Below are 22,135 nucleotides of genomic sequence, written 5' to 3'. Positions count from 1 at the left end.
AAAAAAGATGTAGAAAAAGCTAAAAAATTATTAGATGATGCAGGATACAAAGATAAAGATGGAGACGGACTACGTGAAGACAAAAACGGAAACAAACTTTCATTCAACTTCGCAATCCGTAACACAGGTGCTGAATATGACCAAGCATTAGCAGACGTATTCGTTAAATCTTGGAAAGAAGTAGGATTAGATGTTAAATTAGTAGACGGAAAACTTATGTCTCCAAAAGACTTCTCTCAACGTGTACAAGCAGATGATCCATCAATCGATATCTTCCAAGCTGCATGGCAATTTGGAACAAACCCTAACCGTCAAGAGTTACTAGGTAAAAAAGCTCCGTTAAACTTATATCGTTACACTACTGAAGCATTCGAAAACAGCTTCAAAGCTCAAGGATCAGAAGATATGTTTGATGACGCTAAATTAAAAGCAGCTTACAACAAATTTGATGGTGAAGTAGCTGAAGAATTACCATTCTTCCCATTAAGCTGGGATACAAGTATCACATTCTTCAACAAACGTGTTAAATCATACGATTTAGCTAAAGCTAAGAAAAACCAATTCAAACTTTATGACATTGAGTTAACAGCTAACGAAGGTGCTAAATAATAAAAATTAAAATGCGACATAGATGACTTAGGTTGTCTATGTCGTTTATTTTTTTCATAATTGAAAGAAAATTCAAAAAACTCTTGATTTTTTATACAATTAGTAGTAAAATAAGTACAACAAAAGTATAAAAGATTTTTCATTATAACTAAAATGAAGAACTTAATGATTAGGAGGACTACCATGAAACAAAATTTCAATATTCAATCTTGGCAATGGCGTAGATAATATTGTGTGTATGTTTTAACGACATAGACACAATTTTAGCGTGCTCTAAAAAGTGTCTATGTCGGCAAGGTAGGAAATTTGTAATTATACAATGTACTAAAAATTCGATAGTGCCGCATAGTAAAATAAACTATGCGGTATTTTTCTCTTTTTAGAGTAGGTTAAATATATAAACGTCTTAAAATTAACACTATTATTCAGGAGAAAATTAACTATGAAACAAAGAAAAATATTATCAGTATTCAGTTCTGTATTTGCATTATCAATTTTATTAGCAGGATGTTCTACAGGCTCAAATAGCAGTAACCAAAATCAAACTAAAGCGAAAGTAGACTTCAAAGTATCTGCGGATAATGGAGGGAATACAGTCAAGGATGCTACATTTAAATATGGAATACTAACAAATAGCCCATTTGTTGGATTATTTCACCCAGTATTACACGCTAACAAGGCTGATGGAGTTATTACAGAAACAGTATTCGGAAAAACTTTCCCAGTAGATGATGCGTTGAAATATAAGTTAGATGATAAGGATGCACCTGTAAAATTACACATAGACAAAGATAAAAATGAAGCAACCTTAACGATTCACGATGGTGTGAAATGGAATAATGGTGAAGATCTTACATCAAAAGATATAATTGCTAGTTATGAACTACTAGGGAATCCAAAATACACAGAAAATGTAAGATATAATGGTTCATTTGAGCTTATCGAAGGTATGAAAGATTATCACGAAGGAAAAGCTAAGACAATCTCAGGTATTCAAGCGAGGGATGACAAAACTGTAGTTATTAAATATAGTAAGTTATCACCTTCAATGTTATGGGGAGATGGATTCATTTACGCATTCTCTAACGCAAAACAAATCGCAAAAGTAACTGACTTTGCTAGATTTGGAGAAGCTGAATTAACAAAACGTCCATTATCATATGGTCCTTATGTAATAACAAAAGAAGTACAAGGGGAGAGTGTTATAGCTGAAGCCAACCCGTACTACTATAAAAAAGATGAGATAAAAGTGCCTAAAGTCGAATTCAAAGCAGTAGCACCAGCACAAGCGAGTCAAATACTTAAAAATGGTGAAATAGACTACCTAACTGACATAAACACAACGGTTTATGAAGGATTAAAAGATGCGAAAAATGGTGAACTACTAGGACAACCATCTTCATTCATGTCATTTGTAGGATTTAAATTCGGTAAATATGATAAAGAGAAAAAAGAAAATATACCTTTAGAAAATACTAAATTTAATAATAAAAATGTAAGACAAGCCTTCTTATATGCAGTCGATCGTGATCAAATCAATGAGAAAATCTATAAAGGATTACGCTTTACACCAACAGGTTCAGCTCTATATCCACCAACAGTCGGAAAACTAAGAAATGAAAAAGCTACTGTTGTTAAAAAAGATGTAGAAAAAGCTAAAAAATTATTGGATGAAGCAGGATACAAAGATGTAGATGGAGACGGATTAAGAGAAGATAACAAAGGGAATAAACTAGTATTCAATTTTGCCTTCCAAGGTGGAAATAACTACGATCAAGCCTTAGCCGACACATTCATTAAATCATGGAAAGAAGTAGGTCTAGATGTAAAATTACTAGACAATAAATTAATGGGTAAAAAAGAATGGGATCAACGAGTACTAGGTGATGACCCAGAGATCGATTTATTCTTAGGTGCAGGTCACCACGGATCAGACCCTAGTCGTCAAGAACTATTCGGGCGCCAGTCACAATTCAACTACTTTAGATACACTAGCGACAAAATCGATGAAGCCTTCAAAGAGCAAAGATCAGATGAAATGTTTGATGATAATAAATTAAAAGAAGCATATAACAAATTCGATGATTTAATCGCAGATGAATTACCATTCTTTGGACTAAGCTGGGATACAGAAATCACATATGTTAACAAGAGAGTAAAACATTTTAATGTTGAAGACTTCACAAAAGGACGATTAAGTGTAGAAAATCTAGAACTAACAAAAGAAGCTCCTGAAAAATAATATATAGTGATTGAATATGAAGTTTAATCAGAAAAACATAAATAAAACCTCGTTTTATTAGATTATTATGACGTGTATAATTGTTTAGATTGTAAAATATTAAGTTAAAATAACTAAGGGTGACTTGAAGATGGATATTTCTATGAAATAGATATCTCCGAGTCGCTCTTTATTAATTATCGATAGAAATTTTAGAGTATTTCCGAGGAAATAGTGGTTGAGAAAAGTTGTATGTAATAATACCAGTGTATGGAATGCTAACAGTTGAATTTTTTGTTAATAACGTATAAAATTATAAAAGTATAATGTATTTATTGCTATGATAGTGAATACTTTTAGAATTTTAAAATTCACAGAAAATTTATAGGAAAGGTGTATTAATGAGAAAATTTATTTCAGAGTTATTGTTAATAATTGTTACGATTATTTGGGGATTAGCTTTTATCTGGCAAAATATTGCAAGTAAGGTTCTAGGGCCTCTTACAGTTGTAGGTATAAGATCAGTAATCGCAGTAGTATTTCTTGGTGCTATAGCACTTCTGATTCCAAGTTTGTATAGAAGTCAGGATCCTAAGATTTTGGCAGAGCCAATAACAAAAAATAAAAGTTGGATACTTGGTGGTATCTGTGGAATAGTATTATTTTTTGCAATGTATATTTCGCAAATAGGTATCGGGATGACAACAGCAGGAAAAGCTGGATTTATTACAGTGTTATACATTTGTATAGTACCATTTATCGGGGTATTCTTAGGTAACAAACTTAATAAATTCTTTATTATAGGATTAATTTTATCTGTAATTGGTTTTTATTTCTTATCGGTAAAAGAAGAATTTGCCTTAGAGATGGGAGATATTATTGTCCTAATTAGTGCGGTTCTATTCGGGATTCATATAATTGTTATTGATTATTCAGCAGCAAGAGTTAATTCAATGTTCTTATCTATCGTTCAATTAGTCGTAGTATCTGTATTAAGCTTAGTATTAGCTATTTTCAAGGAAACAATCGTCTTTGCAGATATAATGAGTGTTATTTGGCCACTACTTGCGATAGGGGTGCTTTCTAGTGGAGTAGGGTATACTTTACAGATTGTAGGGCAAAAAGATGTACCACCGCATACAGCATCGCTAATATTAAGTTTAGAGTCTGTTGTGGCTGCGATAGGAGGAGTTCTTATTCTTGGTGAGCACATAGGGCTAAGAGAAGGAATAGGTATGCTTATCGTCTTCGTAGGTATTATAGTTTCGCAACTACGAGATAAAAAGAGTAATTAAATAATTTACAATGAAATTTAATGGAGGGCAGCTTGAAAATCATGATTTATAAATAGATTTCCTTGCGCCTTCTATTTTTATGAGGTTAAAGATGAAAAAAATATTAAAGATATTGTTAGGGTTAGTACTTATGGGGATTTTAGGGTTTGCAGGATTAGTTGGATATTTATGGGCTACAGAATATAGTCCAAACGGAGTTGAGAGTTTGAAGGTAACTAAACAAGGTACATCAGAAAGTGCTAAGGTAGGAACAGAGTACACAGCTCTTAACTGGAATATAGGTTATGCTGGTCTTGATAAAGATGAAGACTTCTTTATGGATGGTGGAAAGATGGTTTTACCACTTGATAAAGCTCATGTTGAAGAAAATCTAAAAAATATTACAGAGATTGTTAAAAACGAAAAAGCCAACGTCAATTTTATTCAAGAGATAGATGAAGATTCAAAACGTAGCTACAATATCAATCAAGTTACTAAATTCGATGAAATACTTGGCTTAAATAGTATTTTAGCATATAATTTCAAGGTTAGATATATACCTTATCCAGTGCCACCGTTAGGGAAGGTTAAGAGTGGTATCTATACTGCGACTAGTTTCAACGTGGAGAATGCAAGAAGATTCCAAATGGCGATTCCATTCACATTCCCAGAGAGACTTGCTAATTTAAAACGTGGATTCTCTGTTATTTATACAAAAGTTGAAAATAGTGATAAGCATTTAGTATTGATTAATGCTCATCTGGATGCTTATGATAAAGGTAATTCTGGTAAAAAAGCTCAGATGAAACAACTTCTTGAATTTATTGATTATGAGTATAAAAAAGGTAATTATGTCCTTGTTGGAGCGGATTTTAATCAGTCGTTAAAAACTTTAACTCAAGATGAGATTAACGTTGTTCCAAAAGAATTATGGCGTGCTGAGAATCTCGATAAGAGTATGTTACCTGCAGGATTTAACTTAGTGTATGATGAAAGTAAAAATTCTGCGAGACTTAACAATAAGCCTTATGTGAAAGATAGTGAAGGTACTTATGGCTTTATTATCGATGGATATATTGCTAGTGATAATATAGAAGTGCTAGAAGTAGAGACACTAAATCAAGAGTATAGATATAGTGATCATAACCCGGTAAAACTAAGATATAAATTGAAATAGAATAAAAGAAGCGGCTCTGAATTAAGTTAAAAGAGTCGCTTTTTTTGATAAACTAAATTTTGGGGAACTTGTTCTTTTGATTGTGGTGCGAGACGTCTTCAACCAACTAAAGTTGTTTTCCGACTAAAAAGAAAGCCTGTAGTCTTTCTTTTCCTCGATAAAATGCATTCGCATTTTATTATCACCACTATAAAGAACAAGTTAATATATATTATTTCTAATGTACCAAATAATAGAATAATTCAAACAATAGGTGAATTTAATTATAATGTTTAGGGGCTGAAAGCCATCCCTATAAGTGAATGTAAGTAAATTCTATCGATACTAGTTCTTTGATTGTGATGTGAGACTTCTCTAACTAATTGGACATGAACAATCCCACAAACTTATGCTTGTGGGATTGTTTTTTATACATTTTGTTCTGCGTCTTTTTTGAAGAATAGTTTGTTTAGTTTATCAACGATTGCTGATAAAGCTCCATCTCCAGAAATGTTACATGCAGTTCCAAAGCTATCTTGAGTGATGTATAATGCGATCATTAGAGATAACATGATTTCGTTGAAACCAAGAACTGATTGTAATAATCCAAGAGCTGCCATAACTCCTCCACCAGGAACACCAGGAGCAGCTACCATTGTTACTCCAAGTAGTAAGATGAATTTAATCATTACTGCAGCTGATGGGAATGCAGCACCGTTTTGTAACCAGAATACTGCAGATGCACATGTAGTTAATGTAATTGTACTTCCTGATAAGTGGATAGTCGCAAATAATGGAATAGTGAAGTTTGCGATATTTTTATCAACACCCATTTTTTTAGTACTTTTTAGTGTTACTGGGATAGTAGCAGCTGAAGATTGAGTACCGATTGCAGTCATGTATGCTGGTAAGATGTTTACAAGCATCTTGAATGGGTTTCTAGCGTTAAGTGTTCCAGCTACGAAGTATTGGATAATAATGATAATTACGTGCATAATAATGATAATTACGAATACCATAGCGAAGATTTTTAAAATCTTGAATACTTCACCAGAAGCTGTAATGTTCATGAATACACCTAGGATGTAGAATGGAAGAAGTGGAATAATCACTGTAGCAAGTAATTTTTCAATAATTTCTCCGAAATCTGCGAATCCTTGTTTAAGTCCTTCTGATTTAGTTGCTGAAATCCCGATTCCTAAGATGAATGAGATAATAAGCGCTGTAGTAACATCAAAAATCGGAGCCATTTTAAACTCGATGAAAGGTTTTAATAATAAATCCTCTGGATTTTTGAATGATTGTAGTGTAGCGTTAGCTAGTATACTTGGTAATACTGCTTGAGCTGATAGGAATGCGAATGTTCCTGCAATAATTGTAGAAATATAAGCAACCCCTGTTGATAATCCAAGTAATTTACCAGCGTTGTTTGATACTTGGCTGATACCTGGTACGATAAATCCTACGATAATAAGTGGAATTGTGAATCCTAAGAATGCGCTGAAAATAGATGAGAATGTTACGAAAACTCTAATGATTGATGTTGGTAGAGTACTTCCTAAGATTATCCCTAATGTTACAGCGATAATAAGTTTTGCTATTAATGGAATTCTTTTATATAAACTCATTGTCCGATCTCCTTTTTTATTTATTGTATTTTTTAAAAAGACATGTGTACATTATACAAGAAAAACCTTAATTTGTAAAGGGGAATAGACATATTTTTTAATTATTTGAAAATTTTATAAATCTATATAGTAGAAATTCGGTTGAACTAAACAAAAAAAAGCTTAAAACCTCAAATTATTATTGAGATTTTAAGCTTATTGTAGTTATTAGATTAATTTGAATACATCATTTAAGTTCTCAGCCATTGTTGGGTGAGTGAAGATTTGATCTCTGATGTAAGTGTAAGGAATTTTGTTATCAATTGCCATTTTGATTAGGTTGATAATTTCTTCTGAGTTTTTACCGAATAAAGTAGCCCCAAGAATTAAGTTAGTGTCTTTGTCTACAGTTACACGGAATAATCCACGTGGGTCTTGGTTAACAGCTCCTCTAGGCATGTTAGCAACTGGTAAAGATGCTACTGCAACATTAGGGTATGCTGCTTCAGCTTCTTCTTTGTGTAATCCAACGTGAGATAATGCTGGAGAGATGAATGTTGAGTAAGGTACGTTTTTACGGTCAGCAGTTGTGTATTCTTTGTTGCCGTGTAAGTATCCGTTAACTACTCTGAAGTCATCTAATGATACGTAAGTGAATTGTAATCCACCGTTAACATCACCAACTGCGAATACATTTTCTACAGCTGTTTGACAGAATTCGTCAACTACGATTGTTCCGTTTGGACGTAATTCGATATCAGTGTTTTCTAATCCTAATCCTTCAGTGTTAGCACGACGTCCAGTTGCGTGTAATACTGCTTCGAATTCTAGTGGACCATATTTTTCTGTATCAACAACTACAAGTTCTCCGTTGTTGCGGATTTCTTTTGTTGCAGTTCCTAGTTTGAACTCGATTCCAGCTTCTTCTAAGTATCCTTGAGCAAGTTCAGCGATATCTTTATCTTCTCTTCCTAAGATTCCAGGAGCGAAGTCGATAACTGTAACTTTAACTCCAAGACGAGCGTATAAGTTAGCGAATTCTAATCCGATGTTACCTCCACCGATAATTCCTAGAGTTTTAGGAGCTTTTTCTAATTGTTGGAATTCAGTGCTATCGTAAACATTTTTAGATGTTGTTAATCCTGGAATTGGTAATACATTGTTTTTAGCTCCAGTGTTAATTACTACGATTTCACCTTCAAGTTGTTTAGTTTCTCCGTTAGCAGAAATTTCTACTACTTTGTTAGAAACGAATTTAGCGTGAGCTGTGTAAACATCAATGTTTGGACTGCTGTCTAACATAGCGAAGTTTTTAGCGTTAAGTTTAGATACAACAGCATCTCTTGTAGCTTTAGCTTCTACGAAGTCTTTTTTGTTGTCAGCAGCTACGATTAAAGTTTTAGTTGGGATACATCCGATATTGATACAAGTACCACCGTACATTGCACTGCTTTCTTCAACTACTGCTACTTTTTTTCCTTCTTTAGCAAATGTTGCTGCTAAAGTTTTTCCGGCTTTACCGAATCCTACTACTAATAAATCATATTTAACCATAATTTGATTCCTCTTTTACTTTAGATTTAATTGTTTATTGTTTATATCTATATAATAAATATAAATGAAAACTCTTTAGTTCATATTGTACTCCTACTCTTTTAAAATTTCAAGTACTTTGCCTACAAAGGTAGACGTTTTTTCAAATTTTTTTTTGATATAAGATTATATTATTGATCGAATCGCTATAATATCAACGTTTTAAAGAAAAATTTTTCGGATATTATTTTGATATTACTTCTCATTATGGTATAATATCTTTTGTACAAATATGAAATTTTATGGAGGAAAACAATGACATTACCTAATTGTCCAGAATGTAAAAGTGAATATACTTATGAAGATGGAAATATGCTAGTATGTCCAATGTGTGCTCATGAATGGTCACCAGAAGATACTAGTGGAGCAGAAGAGGAAAAAGTTTACCGCGATGCTAACGGAAATGTACTTCAAGATGGAGATACAGTTTCTGTAATTAAAGATTTAAAAGTTAAAGGTAGTTCATCTACATTAAAACAAGGAACTCGCGTTAAAAATATCAGATTAGTTGATGGAGATCACAACATCGATTGTAAAATTGATGGTTTCGGAGCTATGAAACTAAAATCTGAATTTGTTAAAAAAATATAATACAAAAAGAGCTGACTCAATAGTATGATTTTGATGAAATCATTAAAGAGTACAGCTCTTTTAATTTTTATATCGGTACTTAATCTTCCGAAAATAGAAAAGATAGTATATAATAAATAAATGTGTTGAAAATAAATTGAAAAGAATGAAAGGAAATACAATGACGAAAATTCAAAAACGTTTATCTATGATAGCTTTACTTTTAGCTAATTTTATAGGTGGACTTGATACAACAATGTTGAATACTGCATTACCGCAAATTATTAAGGATTTAAATGGTATAAACCAATTAGGTCTGTTAACTTCCATGTTATTATTTTTTATAGCCATGACTACTGTCCTTTGGGGTAAGCTTGGAGAAGTAATAGGTAATAAAAAAGCATTTCAATTATCAATTTTAATCTTCGCAATAGCTTCTATACTAGGGGGATTTTCTGTAAATATCTGGATGATGGTATTTGCTAGAGGATTAATGGGTATTGGTATAGGAGGAATGATTTCTATTCCTTTTGTAATATATGCTAAGCTTTTTCCTGATGCCAAAGAAAGAGCTGTTGCTTTAGGATGGGTAACAGCCTTCTATGGTGTGGCAAGTATCTTAGGTCCTATTGTTGGAGGTTTTGTGGTTGATGTATTAGGGTGGTCTTGGATATTTTTTAGCCTTGTTCCATTTTCAGTAGTTTCTTTAGTATTAATCCAAATTTTTTATAAGGAAACTGTAATTTCACAAAAACCAAGAGTTGATTACATTGGAAGTGGACTATTAGTTATTATTTCGGGAGTTATTCTTTATTGGATTAGTAATCTTCCGAAGCTTAATATATTTATGAATAGTTTACTAGCAATGTTTGTTATTGTTAGTGGTTATATGCTATGGAAGTTGGAAAAAAAGGAAACAGAACCGATTCTGCCAATTAGTCTGTTAAAGAATATGTCTTATATTACGAAAAACTTAATTATGGTGTTGGTCTATGCTTTTGCCATAGGATATAGTATTTACGCTCCAATGTGGGCGCAGGTTGTATTAGGAACTAGTGCAACTATGGCAGGTGGGACACAGATTTTTAGTTCTATCGCAGTTATGTTAGCAACGAGATTCTCTTCTAAATTTATAAGTAAATGGTCGTTTGAAAAACTTATAAATATAGGTTTTATAGCGATGTCTGTTTCAGTATTTATGATGGCCTTTGCTCCAATAGGTGTTTCTTATTACTATATTTCGATTAGTGGTGCTTTCCTTGGAGTTGGCCATGGTTTTATTTTCCCATCAGCACAAGTAGCATTTCAAGAAGTTGTACCTAAAGAACAACTTAATATAGCAACTACTTTTAGCTTATTATTAAGAACATTAGGCCAAACTCTTATGGCATCAATTTATGGTTTAGTATATGCTAGCCAAGTTAATGGTATTAACAGTATAGAACACTCATATCAAGGATTACATATAATCTTTATTATTGCAGCTGTTTCAGTTATATTTGGATGGGTAATGAACAAAATTACTTGGAAATTATAATAACAATTTTCTTTTTATATGCATTAAAATAGTAGATTAAAACAAACAGTCTGTAAACCTTGATGATTTACAGACTTGTTTTTTTATCTTTTGATTAGTTTTAATATTTTTCTTCTTAGTGGTAATCCGTAGTTGTACATTAAATTGAATACGTGAGAGATTACTAAATCGAACTCCCCGTAGTATTCTACGATATTTGGAGCGAATTTTGATTTAAAACCAAGTAGACTGTCGTTTAAATCTCCTTCGATGCCACCCATAGATACTTCTTTAACACCCATTTCTTGAGCTTTTTTCATCGTATCAGAAAAGACTTTATACTGGGCAGGGAGTTTCGCGAAATCTTCATTCATACCAGCGTAAATAATTTCAGCATGGTTACCATAAGCGATAGTAATCGCAGCACTTATAACCTGATTCTTGCTCTTATCTTCGATTTCTAAGCTATCAAATAAAACGATTAGCTTTTCAATTCCAGCTACTTGTTCAAGAAGAGTGCGTTTTTTCTTCGGTGATTTTTCTCCAAGAGCTTCAATTTCATCTTCAATAGCTTCTTTTCTAGAATGACATTCTTTTACAGCTTTTTCTACATTTATATATGAAATGTATAATAAAGCATTATCTCCAAAAGTATCTAGTAAGTTTTCGAAATACTCACGTCCACGAAGAGAGATGTTTTTTCTCTTTTCAGTACAAGCTAGGGCGAAAAGGAAGTCATCAAGATTCTCTTTACCACAACGTCTAACTTCAACGAATTTTTTCTCTGCATCACGAATTAAGCGACGTGTATCTTTTGGGAAAAGATCAGGAACTTCTTGTTCAAGTTTCGTAACTGTGTTAAAACGTGGTTGGATAGTACTGCTCATATCAAGGCTAAAACCTTTGTGTTTATAACCATTCTCCTTGAATACTTTAATAAGACTGTTGTTCTCTCTATCTATCTCAATATCCTTAAACACTGCTAACTTCTCATCTTTTACCGCAGTAGGTATATCTAATTTAACCATTTTAGCACCTTTATCTTTGGCGAATTTTTTAAGGTTAGTTAAAAAGAAATTAAGTAGCTCAGTATTAGTATAATCAAGAATTGGACCACGTGGTGCATACCATAATCCTTGACGAGTTAGAATCTGTACAGCAGCTAAAATATTGTCATTTTCATCTGCGACAGCTACTCTTACAGCACCCCAAGTATTTTTAATGTGAGACCACTCGATAGCTTGCATCATATTACCGTGTTTGTGATTTTTTATAAATTCAGTATATTTTTCATCGTTAATATTTGTTAAAAATTTCATTATTCAATAATCCTTTAACTAAAGTACACTTAATCATAACAAATTATAGTAGAAAAATCAATTTTTAGAAGGAAAGAGCGATAAATAAGTTAATTAAAATGTTTACAAGCGCCTACAAAACCTATATAATATTTATATAGAATAAAATAAAGGAAGTAATTGCGATGAACATGAATATGTTGTACATTATGCTAGGATTTATATTTGTCTATGCGATGATTTCTAACGCAAGAGAGAAGATAAAAAAGCGTAATGAAAAGAGTAAAGAAGCATTTGAAAGACTTCAAACACCAGCGTATAAAAAAGAATTAGAAAAAGTTATAAATTTAAGTCAAGATGATGCATTTAATATTGCTGCATTAAGAAAAGCATATTTTTTAAATGGAAAAGATGCAAAAAAATTAATAGAAATTTTCAAAAAAAATAGATAGGAAAAACAAGAAACTCAACAAATCGATTTTTATGAATTGAACTGTTGAGTTTCTTCTATTAACTGATTATTTTCCTTCAATAGTAATCATCCATACTTCACTACGAGCTGAAGTTTTGAAAGGTGGTCCCCAGAAACCGTAACCTGCAGAAGTGAAGAAATGTTTACCATTAATCTTCGCGTAGCCGTGATCTAGGGTATAAACTACATCTGTGATGAAGTTTAATGGCCATAGTTGTCCGCGGTGAGTATGCCCTGAGAGTTGAACATCTATAGGCAAGGTAGCGTGATAATCGATAGCATCAGGTTGATGGTCAACAAGAATAATTGTCTTATTTAAATCAACACTGTTAAGCAGTTCAGCAGTATCAAGTCTATCGCGACTGACACTTTTATCTTTACGTCCAACCAAAGTAACATCATTATTAATAGCGATACTCTCATCAAATAGTGGGATTATTCCTGTCTTTTTAACTTCGTTTACTATTTCTAGTGCGTCACGGTCGTGATTTCCCATAGTCGTATAAACTCCTAGAGGAGCTTTTAATTTGCTAAGATTTTCTTGCATATTACGCTTTTTGTACATAACCATATCATCGTCCATAAGGTCTCCTGCGATAACTACAGCATCTGGCTTCGCTTCATCAACAATCTTATTCAGTTTCTCAAGTTGAGGATTTGAGAAAAATGTTCCAAGATGAAGATCAGAGATCATAGCTATTTTAACAGGAGTATCAAGATGTTTATCTACCTTGATAGTCTTATTAATAACAGTAGGCGAGTATGCCCAAAATAGCCCAAGAGCAGTCATACCTAATAAATATAAGGTAGTTATGCTTAAACTAATTCCTTGAGAAAGGTTCAATTTAAAGATTTTTAGTAATAACTTAGAAACTAATAAGATAACACCTATGACAGCACCATTTAGGAAGTAGAAATACCAAACGTTTCCGTAGTTTACCCAAGGTGCACCTAATCTCAGCATATAAGCAATGATAGAAAAGTTAGCAACGACAAATAGCGCTATACCGATAGCTAATTTAACCTTAGGGGGAACAAAAGGTGAGATCATCCATTTTAAGCCAAGCCACATCAGGAATACGAGTATTTCATATACCGCGAATACCCCGATAAAACCAACGATAAATTTCCAATTATTCAATATCAATTCTCCTTCAAACTATTTAATAACAAATGTAAGGGAGTGACTCAAAAATCATGATTTCGGAGAAACAAGATTTTGTTGAGTCATCCCCGCACAGTTTATTAGATATCTAAAAAGCTTTTATAAAGCGAATTTAGATATCAATAAACCACTGCGTCTATGAGTTATCATATACATTTTTTAAAAGTTAGGACTTTTGGGTCAGCCCTAACAGGGTGCTTTTCATTATACAATATGTAGTTTAAATTGTCATTAAATTAAGTCGAATAGGATGATTCTTTTAAGTGTTGAGATTAACTTCTTAATTTTAAAAGTTATTGTTGTCATTGCTGCTGGAATGATGTTGAGCGTAATCTTATCTATCTGTGGCACCTTTGCTCTTAGAATAAGGAAACTGGAATTTTGTCAGTTCTCTATCTTGGAAGAGATATAAAAATCTTTTAAACTGATGGGTTTCTTAGTGAAAGACTGTGAAATTTTTGATATAATATGAAGAATCAACTGATAGATGCTTTTTTATTTATCTAGAAAAAAGAGATATTTTTTTAAAGACTTACAGGTGAGAACTAAGGAAATTTAAATACATATGTAATGTTTGATAGAAAATCACTCTATCCTCATCAACAGATAAACAGAAATAAATTAAATAAAAGGAGAAACAGATGCCTGGAAATTATTCAACACGTGAATACCGTGAAAAATTATACGATGATCTTCATGTTAGATCGAGAGATACAGCGATTTTGATGTGTGCAATTTTTATTGCCTCTATCGGACTAAATATGAATTCAACAGCTGTTATTATAGGGGCCATGTTAATTTCACCTCTCATGACACCGATTGTTGGACTGGGATTAGGTTTAGCTATTTTTGACACTCGTTTAGTCAAGCAAGCTCTAGGGGTTTTACTTACTCAAGTATTGGTCAGTTTACTTGTATCAACTCTATATTTCTGGATTACTCCCTTATCTTATGCAAGTAGCGAATTGATTTCACGAACTTCTCCAACGATTTGGGATGTCCTAATTGCTATTGCCGGTGGGATTGCTGGTGTGATCGGTTCAAGGAAAAAAGAAGCAAACAATATTGTGCCAGGAGTAGCCATTGCTACAGCTCTAATGCCGCCTATCTGCACTGCCGGCTATGGTTTAGCTAATGGAAATGTACGATTTTTATTTGGAGCTCTCTATCTTTTCTTGATTAACTGTGTCTTTATAATGCTAGCCAACATTATTGGGGCAAAAATTTTAATGAGAAAATCTCCCTTAACTTCATTCAAAGAGCTAAACATTAAAATGAAAATTGGTTTGATATCTTTGATTGTATTATTGGTTGTTCCAGCCAGCTATTCGGCAGTTACTCTAACGATAGAACAAGCGAGAAAAGAAGGTGTCAAACAGTTTGTAGGAAAAGAGTTTGACAATCATACGGTTATCAATCAAGTCTACAAGTCAAGGGACAATGAATTAATCTTGACAATTGTTGGTGACCCGATTTCAGAAGAAGAATTAGAAATAATTCACCAAAAACAAGCCTCTTACGGTATTCAATCTGTTAAATTGAAAGTTAATCAAGTTCAGAATTCGACAAAATTAGATAGTGAAGCGACCAAGGAATTTTATGAAATTATTAATAAATATATCGATCAAAAACTATCTGAAAAAGATTCACAAAAAGATCTTGTAAAAGAAAATGAAGCAGACAAGGGTTAAGGATATTCTATATCCTCAATCCTTGTCTTTTTAATTTGATTTTTTTAGAAACAGTAGTTAGGTCTTTTAGTATAGCTCGCCCAATAACTTTGAAGATTTCATCGCGTTCTAAGCCTAATTGGATATCATTACGATATAAAAGGGTAAGATATTTATGCTTTATCATAGTTGATCTTATTTTTAATTTAAATGTCTCACACTTAATTACAACGCAAAAGATCATTCCAAAGCAGGTTTCGCTTTGATTAGGTAGGTGGAAGTTACTTAGATAATAAGCTGTTTATAATGAGTTGCCAAAGTATATAAAGAAAAGAAGAAAATCTGTAGATAATATAGACCTTATGATTGAAATAAATAAGGGTATAAGTGATTATGTTGAAATTGAATATTTACTTTAAAAACTGCTGAATAAAAGCACCCAGGAAATTAGACTCCTAGATGCTTTTTATCTATGTAATTATTTACCTAATTTTTCTAAGTGTTTAGCTAGGCGTTCGTTAACGAAATCCCAGTTTACAACACGGAAGAATTCTTTAATGTAGTCTGGACGACGGTTTTGGTAATTTAGGTAGTATGCATGCTCCCAAACGTCTAATCCAAGAATTGGAGTAAGACCTGTTAAGTATGGAGAGTCTTGATTAGCTGTTGAAGTAACAACTAATTTACCTTCTTTATCTAAAGCAAGCCATGCCCAACCACTACCGAATCTTGTAGCAGCTGCAGCTGAGAAGCTCTTAACGAATTCTTCGTATCCACCAAGTTCAGCTTCAACTTTTTCTTTAACTAATCCAGCGAATTCAGAAGAATCTGCTTTAGTTAGTGATTGCCAGAATAGGCTGTGGTTGTGGTGTCCACCACCATTGTTGATAACAGCTTGACGGATGTCAGCAGGTACGCTATCGATGTTTTTTAATAGACCACAGATGCAGTTAGCTTCGAATTCTGGGTGTTTTTCTAAAGCTGCGTTTAAGTTGTTAACGTAAGCAGCGTGGTGTTTGTCATGGTGAATTTCCATTGTTTTAGCGTCGATAACTGGTTCTAAGTAATCGAATCCATAAGGTAATTCAGGTAATTTAAATGTCATAGTAATTGTCCTCCCGGGATTTTTATAAATATATTATAATTATAAGAAAAATATTAAAAATAAACAACAAAAATGCTTACAAAAAATTTTTTTTATTGTATAGAAACTATTTTTCACCTTATCTAAATATAGGGATATTAGAATAAAAATTTTAAACAGGAAGAGAAATTGCTTATATTAATACTATGAAAATATATGTCTTAATATAATAGTTGTGTCTGATGTTATATGTAATATTTTATATTAGATATTATTAAGAGTTTCAATTTTTAATGGCTATCTATGGACTATTTTTAAAAAATTTTATACAATAGTATTTGCATGAGAATTTTTAATCATGATAGTAAGTTTATAGTTATTAGACTTTAATTTTTAAATGTTTAATAGTATAATACAGTTGAAAATTTGTATAGATAAATAATTCGAAATTAATCGAAAGGAATTAGATAATGAGAATAGGAATTGATAAGATTGGTTTTGCAATGCCAAATTACTATTTAGATATTCGTGATTTAGCAACAGCTCGAGGAATTGAACCTGATAAATTCACAAAAGGTTTATTACAACTAGAAATGAGTATTCCTCCTGTGTCTCAAGATATAGTAACTCTTGGAGCACAAGCTGCATATGATATACTAGACAAAGATGATTTAGAAAAAATTGATATGATTATCGTAGGGACTGAGTCTGGAGTTGACCAAAGTAAGGCTTCTTCAGTATTTATTCATGGGCTATTAGATATTCAACCATTTGTACGTGCTATCGAAGTTAAAGAAGCATGTTACGGAGCAACTGCGGCATTAGATTTCGCTAAAAATCATGTTATGAATAATCCAGAGTCAAAAGTACTGGTTATCGCTAGTGATATTGCGAAATATGGTGTTAAATCTTCTGGAGAATCTACACAAGGTGCAGGAAGTTGCGCTATGTTAGTAAGTAGTAATCCAAGAATTTTAGAATTCAATAATGATAATGTTTGTTTAACTCGTGATGTTATGGACTTCTGGCGTCCGAACTATTCACAATATGCTTTTGTAGAAGGAAGATTTTCTACTGAACAATACCTTGATTGTTTAACAACGACTTGGGGTAGATTTGTTGAAAAATCTCAGAATAAACTTAGTGATTTCTCGGCAGTTTGTTTACACCTTCCATATCCCAAATTGGGATTAAAAGGTTTAACTCTATTATTGGAACAAGCTGAAGAAGAGAAGAAAGAAGAGTTACTTGCTCGTTTTAATGAATCTATTTTATACAGCCAACGTGTAGGTAATATTTATACTGGATCTTTATTCTTGGGACTATTATCATTACTTGAAAATAATACTACTTTAGAAGCTGGTAATAAAATTGCTTTATACAGTTATGGAAGTGGAGCTGTTGCGGAAGTATTCAGCTTAACTCTAGTAGAAGGTTATAAAGATCAATTAAGAAATAATCGTTTTGACGATTTCGCTAAGAGAACTTGTATTTCAGTAGACGAATATGAAAAAATGTTCTTTAGAGATACTACAGTTGATGAAGAAGGAAACTTAGATATTTCTGATATTAAAGATGAAAGCAGATTTGTCTTAGAAAAAATAGAAAATCACAAGCGAGTATATAAAAAACAATTTTAATAGGGGAAATCATGGGAAAAATTTGGAGTGGCTTTTATAAAAAAAATATTAATGAACGCTTAGAGGTTATTGAACAAGCCGATATTTTAAGTGAAGAATATCTTTCAGTTTTAAAAAATAATGAAGTTCTAGACTTTGATACGGCTAATAATATGGTTGAGAATGTAATAGGAACTTTCTCGTTACCTTTTAGCGTTGTGCCAAATTTTGTCGTTGATAATAAAGAGTATGTGGTGCCATTCGTTACAGAAGAACCGTCGGTAGTTGCTGCTTGTAGTAATGCTGGTAAAATCGTTGCGAAGTCAGGTGGTTTCAAAACAGAAGTACTAGATAGGAAGATGGTAGGGCATGTAGCTTTATATAATATAGCTGATACTCATGAAGCGGTGGAACGTATTTTACAAAGTAAAGATTTGCTTTTAAAAACAGCGGATGAAGCTTATCCGTCTATCGTAGCTCGTGGTGGAGGTGCTCGTGATATCGAGGTTAAAGTTTTATCAGAAGATGGAACAGATTTCATAGTTGTTTACCTTATTGTTGATACTTTAGAGGCGATGGGAGCAAATATGTTAAATACTATGCTAGAAGCACTTAAAGTTTCCTTAGAAACACTAACTGAGGGTATAGCTTTAATGGCGATTTTATCGAATTATGCGATACGTTCACTAGTTACAGCGAAATGTGCTATTCCATTTGAAAATTTAGGAGAAAATGGAGAGTATCTTGCGAAAAGAATCGAACTGGCTAGTAAGTTTGCTAAAGCTGATGTTTATCGAGCAGCTACTCACAACAAAGGTATCTTCAATGGTATTGATAGTGTTGTAATAGCGAGTGGAAATGACTGGCGAGCTATAGAAGCGGCATGTCAAAGCTATGCTACTAAAGATGGTAAGTACCAAGGGCTTTCTACTTGGCGTTGTGATGATGAAGTTAAGGTGCTTGTAGGTGAAATCACTTTACCAATGCCGGTTGCTAGCGTAGGTGGATCTATAGGAATCAATCCAACTGTAAAAGTAGCACGAGGATTACTAAACAACCCTGACGCGAAAACATTAGCGAGTATACTCGTTTCTGTAGGATTAGCTCAGAATCTAGCAGCGCTAAAAGCGTTGGTAGGAGATGGAATTCAAAAAGGTCATATGAAATTGCACGCAAAATCTTTGGCGATTTTAGCTGGTGCTACTAATGATAATATTGAATTAATCGTAGAAGAATTACGAAAAGAAAAACATATGAATTTAGCTAGTGCTAAGAAAATAGTAGAGAAATATAATAAATAAAATAAGAGAGATTAGGATTCCTAGTCTCTTTTATTTAATAATTTGATTAGGGCATATAATCTTTATAAATAAATCTAAAAAAGATTAATAAATTTAATCTCGGAAAGCTGTTTAGAAAAAATAGAGGAGTTTATTTATAGTAGATATATTAAAAAAATAAACCGAAATTACCTTTGTTATAAGATTTTTATCACCATATAGATATTGTGAGAATACTGTTTCTACTATCTTTTTACTCTGTAGCATTATAAATAGTTTAACTTTTTTAAATTTTGTGAGCAGTTTCATTGATTAATAATTTGAAATGATTTATCATATAAAGTATAGAAATTAACAAATTAATATCTATAAAAAATATTTAGAGAAAAGTATATTTGATTTCAATTTATAGAAAATTGATATGTAGTATACAGGGGGAGGCAAAATTATGTCATTAGAAAACAAATTTGAAGAAATCAAAGGATCAGTTAAAGAAGGTTTAGGAAAATTAACTGGAGATAACTCATTAGAAGCTGAAGGGTTAGCAGAACAAGTAGTTTCTAAAGTAAAAGAAGCTGCAGAAGGTGCTAAAGATGCAGTAGAAGGCGCTATCGATAGCGTTAAAGATAAATTAAAATAAGATGAATATTTATTGAATTCTTTTGTTAGGATATTGGTAAATTGAAGTGGCGAAGGAAGAGATTTAATATTTTTGTTCTATAGGTGATTGACGGAAGTAAAGAAAACTTGGTCAATCACCTATTTTTTTATAACAAATTTTAAAGGGTAATAAATAATTACTTTTATTACAATTATTCCTGAAAAATACTTATAAATTAAAACTCATAAAACTGTTATACATAGAAATTTATATATTGTTCACTATTAAAATATTAAAAAATTTAGTTTAAAATACTAGTAAACTCTACTATCATAATTAATTATATTAAAATATACATTTATGATAAAAACTGTTTTAATCATGAATGAATTTGTGTTTAAACATAAAATAAAAAACTTTTTTAAATTTTGTGAGCAGTTATATTGATTTGAAATTAAAAGTGATATATTATATCTATATAATAAATATTTGTTATTAGTACGCAAGTATTTAGAGAAAATAAGTAAGGAAAGGGGAAATAAATATGATTTGGTCAATTATAGTAGGTGGTTTCATAGGGTTTGTAGCTGGAGGAATTACAAAAAAAGGCGGAGCAATGGGTATTATTTCTAATGTTATCGCAGGGTTAGTAGGTTCATCAGTAGGACAATCATTATTTGGAGCTTGGGGGCCAACTCTAGGTGGAATGGCATTAATTCCTTCTATCTTAGGTGCGGTAATTGTAGTAACTATAGTATCAATATTCTTTGGGAAAAAATCTTAAAACATTTTTTCTATAAATGAATAGTCAATTTTTGAAAGGAGGTTTAAAATGACTAAAGCAAAAAAAATAATTTCTATTATTGTTTGTCTATTAGCTTTAACAGTTATGGTTCCCATTATGATAGAGTATCATAATGTTAGCGGATTAGATCCACAATTTTTAGATTTACAATTATTTGATTGGAAACAATTTTCTTTCTTAGAATTTTATCTTTCTAGATATATTTTCTGGGGAGCATTAGTATTATCAACATTGATAATTCTTTTAATATTAGTAATAGCATTTTATCCTAAACAACATTTAGAAGTAAAACTATCTGATAAAGGTGGTAAATTATCACTGACAAATTCAGCTATTGAAGGATTTGTTAAAAATTTAGTGATTGAACAAGGATTAATTAATAATCCATCTGTAAAAATAAATAGTAGAAGAAATAAATGCCTTATTAATGTAAAAGGGGAATCAGCTTCTTCAGAGAATATTATTCAGAAGAGTGATCAGATTCGAGATGGAATAAAAGATGGATTGGTTGAGTTTTTCGGTATAGATAAAGCTGTGAAACTTAAGATTTCTGTTTCAGATATTCAGAAAAAAGTAACTAAAAAGAGTACAAGTCGTGTAAAGTGAGGACATAAATTATGGAATGGCTAAAAAAACATCAATACACTGTTGTATCAGGATTATTGGGAGCATTTCTAGCTTGTTTAATTCTGTTCTTAGGATTTTTCAAAACTATTTTTATTTTGATTTTCGCTGCACTAGGAATTGTAACAGGATATTATATAAAGAATAAAATATAAAAATTTGTAATTAGGAGAAAAGATATATGTCTAATCCAAATGAAAATAATGTAGAAACAAAAGAATTAACTACAAGTAATAGTGAAGCTAGAGGAGAATTGACATTTGATAATGATGTAATTAAAAAAATTATCGGTCAAGCTTTAGAAAATGTTTCAGGATTGCTAGCAGTTGATGGAGGTTTTTTCTCAAATTTAACAGATAAATTAATTAATACTGATAATGTTACATCAGGTGTTAATATTGAAGTCGGTAAGGAACAAGTAGCTGTTGATTTAAATATCATAGTCGAGTATAAAAAAAGTGTTCCTGAAATCTTTGAGGAAATTAAACGAGTGATTACAACTGATATAAACAAAATGACTGGATTAGAAGTTGTAGAAGTTAATGTCAATGTAATCGATATTAAAACTAAAGAACAACATGAAGCAGATTCAGTAAGTTTACAAGATCGTGTGTCTAATGTTGTTGAATCAACAGGAGAATTTGCATCTGATACCTTTACATCAGCTAAAGCAGGTATAAGTGATGGATTTTCAACAGTTAAAGAGAAAGTCGGAGATGCAACTGAAGTAGTTGTAGATAAGGCTGTAGATGTAAAAGATGCAGTGGTAAATAAAGCTGTAGATGTAAAAGATGCAGTAGTAGAAAAAGCATCAGATGTAAAAGAAGCAACAGCAGACAAAGTAGAAGAAGCAAAAGAAGTAGCATCGGAAGCTAAGGAAGCAGTAGTAGAAAAAGTATCAGATGTAAAAGAAGCAACTGCAGACAAAGTAGAAGAAGTGAAAGAAGTAGCATCGGAAGCTAAGGAAGCAG

General features: G+C 32.0%; 20 protein-coding genes. 15 read left to right on the top strand and 5 right to left on the bottom strand.

The window, feature by feature from the left end; translation table 11 throughout:
• From HMPREF3186_RS07450 to HMPREF3186_RS07435, 4 genes are all read left to right on the top strand, one after another.
• The coding region (locus HMPREF3186_RS07450; protein WP_231724186.1) for an ABC transporter substrate-binding protein at positions 1-609 on the top strand (609 nt) is incomplete at its 5' end.
• A 442-nt stretch (positions 610-1,051) separates the two neighbouring features.
• The gene (locus HMPREF3186_RS07445; RefSeq protein WP_060914619.1) at positions 1,052-2,851 is read left to right on the top strand and encodes an ABC transporter substrate-binding protein; all 1,800 of its coding nucleotides are present in this window, start codon (positions 1,052-1,054) and stop codon (positions 2,849-2,851) included.
• Between the two features lie 380 nt (positions 2,852-3,231).
• A complete protein-coding gene (locus HMPREF3186_RS07440) occupies positions 3,232-4,125 on the top strand; it encodes a DMT family transporter (protein WP_060914618.1) in 894 nt (297 codons plus the stop codon).
• Positions 4,126-4,216: 91 nt separating this feature from the next.
• The gene (locus HMPREF3186_RS07435) at positions 4,217-5,281 is read left to right on the top strand and encodes an exonuclease/endonuclease/phosphatase family protein (RefSeq protein ID WP_060914617.1); all 1,065 of its coding nucleotides are present in this window, start codon (positions 4,217-4,219) and stop codon (positions 5,279-5,281) included.
• A gap of 407 nt (positions 5,282-5,688) precedes the next feature.
• On the opposite strand, the gene HMPREF3186_RS07430 is transcribed toward HMPREF3186_RS07435, so the two are convergent.
• Together HMPREF3186_RS07430 and HMPREF3186_RS07425 are read right to left on the bottom strand one after the other, a co-directional pair.
• On the bottom strand, positions 5,689-6,888 hold the full coding sequence (locus HMPREF3186_RS07430) for a dicarboxylate/amino acid:cation symporter (protein WP_060914616.1): 1,200 nt from the start codon (positions 6,886-6,888) through the stop codon (positions 5,689-5,691).
• A gap of 207 nt (positions 6,889-7,095) precedes the next feature.
• Positions 7,096-8,421 (bottom strand): FAD-containing oxidoreductase, encoded by a 1,326-nt coding sequence (locus HMPREF3186_RS07425; protein ID WP_060914615.1) that lies wholly within the window; start codon positions 8,419-8,421, stop codon positions 7,096-7,098.
• 294 nt (positions 8,422-8,715) lie between these two features.
• On the opposite strand from HMPREF3186_RS07425, the gene HMPREF3186_RS07420 reads away from it, so the two are divergent.
• Both HMPREF3186_RS07420 and HMPREF3186_RS07415 read left to right on the top strand, forming a co-directional pair.
• A complete protein-coding gene (locus tag HMPREF3186_RS07420; RefSeq protein WP_003147532.1) occupies positions 8,716-9,051 on the top strand; it encodes a zinc ribbon domain-containing protein YjdM in 336 nt (111 codons plus the stop codon).
• Positions 9,052-9,211: 160 nt separating this feature from the next.
• Positions 9,212-10,567: an MFS transporter gene (locus HMPREF3186_RS07415; RefSeq protein WP_060914614.1), complete on the top strand. Its 1,356-nt coding sequence runs from the start codon at positions 9,212-9,214 to the stop codon at positions 10,565-10,567.
• Between the two features lie 83 nt (positions 10,568-10,650).
• On the opposite strand, the gene HMPREF3186_RS07410 is transcribed toward HMPREF3186_RS07415, so the two are convergent.
• The gene (locus HMPREF3186_RS07410) at positions 10,651-11,865 is read right to left on the bottom strand and encodes a lipid II:glycine glycyltransferase FemX (RefSeq protein WP_060914613.1); all 1,215 of its coding nucleotides are present in this window, start codon (positions 11,863-11,865) and stop codon (positions 10,651-10,653) included.
• 164 nt (positions 11,866-12,029) lie between these two features.
• On the opposite strand from HMPREF3186_RS07410, the gene HMPREF3186_RS07405 reads away from it, so the two are divergent.
• Positions 12,030-12,296 carry a hypothetical protein gene (locus HMPREF3186_RS07405; protein WP_060914612.1) on the top strand — a complete coding sequence of 89 codons (267 nt, stop codon included), beginning with the start codon at positions 12,030-12,032 and terminating at the stop codon, positions 12,294-12,296.
• Between the two features lie 66 nt (positions 12,297-12,362).
• Here HMPREF3186_RS07405 and HMPREF3186_RS07400 read toward each other — a convergent pair whose 3' ends face one another.
• Positions 12,363-13,457 (bottom strand): metallophosphoesterase, encoded by a 1,095-nt coding sequence (locus tag HMPREF3186_RS07400; RefSeq protein WP_060914611.1) that lies wholly within the window; start codon positions 13,455-13,457, stop codon positions 12,363-12,365.
• A gap of 665 nt (positions 13,458-14,122) precedes the next feature.
• On the opposite strand from HMPREF3186_RS07400, the gene HMPREF3186_RS07395 reads away from it, so the two are divergent.
• Positions 14,123-15,172, top strand: a complete 1,050-nt coding sequence (locus tag HMPREF3186_RS07395; RefSeq protein ID WP_060914610.1) for a DUF389 domain-containing protein — start codon at positions 14,123-14,125, stop codon at positions 15,170-15,172.
• Positions 15,173-15,629: 457 nt separating this feature from the next.
• Here HMPREF3186_RS07395 and HMPREF3186_RS07390 read toward each other — a convergent pair whose 3' ends face one another.
• Complete coding sequence (locus HMPREF3186_RS07390; protein WP_060914609.1) at positions 15,630-16,256, bottom strand: superoxide dismutase; 627 nt, start codon at positions 16,254-16,256, stop codon at positions 15,630-15,632.
• A 449-nt stretch (positions 16,257-16,705) separates the two neighbouring features.
• On the opposite strand from HMPREF3186_RS07390, the gene HMPREF3186_RS07385 reads away from it, so the two are divergent.
• The 7 genes from HMPREF3186_RS07385 to HMPREF3186_RS07360 form a co-directional block, all read left to right on the top strand.
• Entirely contained in the window at positions 16,706-17,875 is a 1,170-nt protein-coding gene (locus HMPREF3186_RS07385) for a hydroxymethylglutaryl-CoA synthase (protein ID WP_060914608.1), read from the top strand.
• 11 nt (positions 17,876-17,886) lie between these two features.
• Positions 17,887-19,155, top strand: a complete 1,269-nt coding sequence (locus tag HMPREF3186_RS07380) for a hydroxymethylglutaryl-CoA reductase, degradative (protein WP_060914607.1) — start codon at positions 17,887-17,889, stop codon at positions 19,153-19,155.
• A 427-nt stretch (positions 19,156-19,582) separates the two neighbouring features.
• Complete coding sequence (locus HMPREF3186_RS07375; protein ID WP_060914606.1) at positions 19,583-19,774, top strand: CsbD family protein; 192 nt, start codon at positions 19,583-19,585, stop codon at positions 19,772-19,774.
• A 505-nt stretch (positions 19,775-20,279) separates the two neighbouring features.
• Positions 20,280-20,519, top strand: coding sequence for a GlsB/YeaQ/YmgE family stress response membrane protein (locus tag HMPREF3186_RS07370; RefSeq protein WP_060914605.1), 240 nt, complete (start codon positions 20,280-20,282; stop codon positions 20,517-20,519).
• A gap of 48 nt (positions 20,520-20,567) precedes the next feature.
• On the top strand, positions 20,568-21,146 hold the full coding sequence (amaP, locus tag HMPREF3186_RS07365; protein WP_060914604.1) for an alkaline shock response membrane anchor protein AmaP: 579 nt from the start codon (positions 20,568-20,570) through the stop codon (positions 21,144-21,146).
• Between the two features lie 11 nt (positions 21,147-21,157).
• Positions 21,158-21,319 carry a DUF2273 domain-containing protein gene (locus tag HMPREF3186_RS08950; protein ID WP_084812683.1) on the top strand — a complete coding sequence of 54 codons (162 nt, stop codon included), beginning with the start codon at positions 21,158-21,160 and terminating at the stop codon, positions 21,317-21,319.
• A 26-nt stretch (positions 21,320-21,345) separates the two neighbouring features.
• A partial coding sequence (locus tag HMPREF3186_RS07360; protein ID WP_060914603.1) for an Asp23/Gls24 family envelope stress response protein occupies positions 21,346-22,135 on the top strand: 790 nt, incomplete at its 3' end.

Origin of the sequence: Gemella haemolysans, from assembly GCF_001553035.1 — a bacterium.
Lineage (GTDB): Bacteria > Bacillota > Bacilli > Staphylococcales > Gemellaceae > Gemella > Gemella haemolysans_B.
Note: the sequence above shows the minus strand (reverse complement) of the source record. Positions and strands in the feature narration are given on the sequence as shown.

What these genes read in the sequence shown, in the direction of transcription:
- HMPREF3186_RS07415 (WP_060914614.1), top strand. Translation starts at nt 9,212, where the DNA reads ATGACGAAAATTCAAAAACGTTTATCTATGATAGCTTTACTTTTAGCT.
- HMPREF3186_RS07405 (WP_060914612.1), top strand. Translation starts at nt 12,030, where the DNA reads ATGAACATGAATATGTTGTACATTATGCTAGGATTTATATTTGTCTAT.
- HMPREF3186_RS08950 (WP_084812683.1), top strand. Translation starts at nt 21,158, where the DNA reads ATGGAATGGCTAAAAAAACATCAATACACTGTTGTATCAGGATTATTG.
- HMPREF3186_RS07430 (WP_060914616.1), bottom strand. Translation starts at nt 6,888, where the DNA reads ATGAGTTTATATAAAAGAATTCCATTAATAGCAAAACTTATTATCGCT.
- amaP (WP_060914604.1), top strand. Translation starts at nt 20,568, where the DNA reads ATGACTAAAGCAAAAAAAATAATTTCTATTATTGTTTGTCTATTAGCT.
- HMPREF3186_RS07380 (WP_060914607.1), top strand. Translation starts at nt 17,887, where the DNA reads ATGGGAAAAATTTGGAGTGGCTTTTATAAAAAAAATATTAATGAACGC.
- HMPREF3186_RS07390 (WP_060914609.1), bottom strand. Translation starts at nt 16,256, where the DNA reads ATGACATTTAAATTACCTGAATTACCTTATGGATTCGATTACTTAGAA.
- HMPREF3186_RS07445 (WP_060914619.1), top strand. Translation starts at nt 1,052, where the DNA reads ATGAAACAAAGAAAAATATTATCAGTATTCAGTTCTGTATTTGCATTA.
- HMPREF3186_RS07375 (WP_060914606.1), top strand. Translation starts at nt 19,583, where the DNA reads ATGTCATTAGAAAACAAATTTGAAGAAATCAAAGGATCAGTTAAAGAA.
- HMPREF3186_RS07420 (WP_003147532.1), top strand. Translation starts at nt 8,716, where the DNA reads ATGACATTACCTAATTGTCCAGAATGTAAAAGTGAATATACTTATGAA.
- HMPREF3186_RS07410 (WP_060914613.1), bottom strand. Translation starts at nt 11,865, where the DNA reads ATGAAATTTTTAACAAATATTAACGATGAAAAATATACTGAATTTATA.
- HMPREF3186_RS07370 (WP_060914605.1), top strand. Translation starts at nt 20,280, where the DNA reads ATGATTTGGTCAATTATAGTAGGTGGTTTCATAGGGTTTGTAGCTGGA.
- HMPREF3186_RS07440 (WP_060914618.1), top strand. Translation starts at nt 3,232, where the DNA reads ATGAGAAAATTTATTTCAGAGTTATTGTTAATAATTGTTACGATTATT.
- HMPREF3186_RS07425 (WP_060914615.1), bottom strand. Translation starts at nt 8,421, where the DNA reads ATGGTTAAATATGATTTATTAGTAGTAGGATTCGGTAAAGCCGGAAAA.
- HMPREF3186_RS07385 (WP_060914608.1), top strand. Translation starts at nt 16,706, where the DNA reads ATGAGAATAGGAATTGATAAGATTGGTTTTGCAATGCCAAATTACTAT.
- HMPREF3186_RS07435 (WP_060914617.1), top strand. Translation starts at nt 4,217, where the DNA reads ATGAAAAAAATATTAAAGATATTGTTAGGGTTAGTACTTATGGGGATT.
- HMPREF3186_RS07395 (WP_060914610.1), top strand. Translation starts at nt 14,123, where the DNA reads ATGCCTGGAAATTATTCAACACGTGAATACCGTGAAAAATTATACGAT.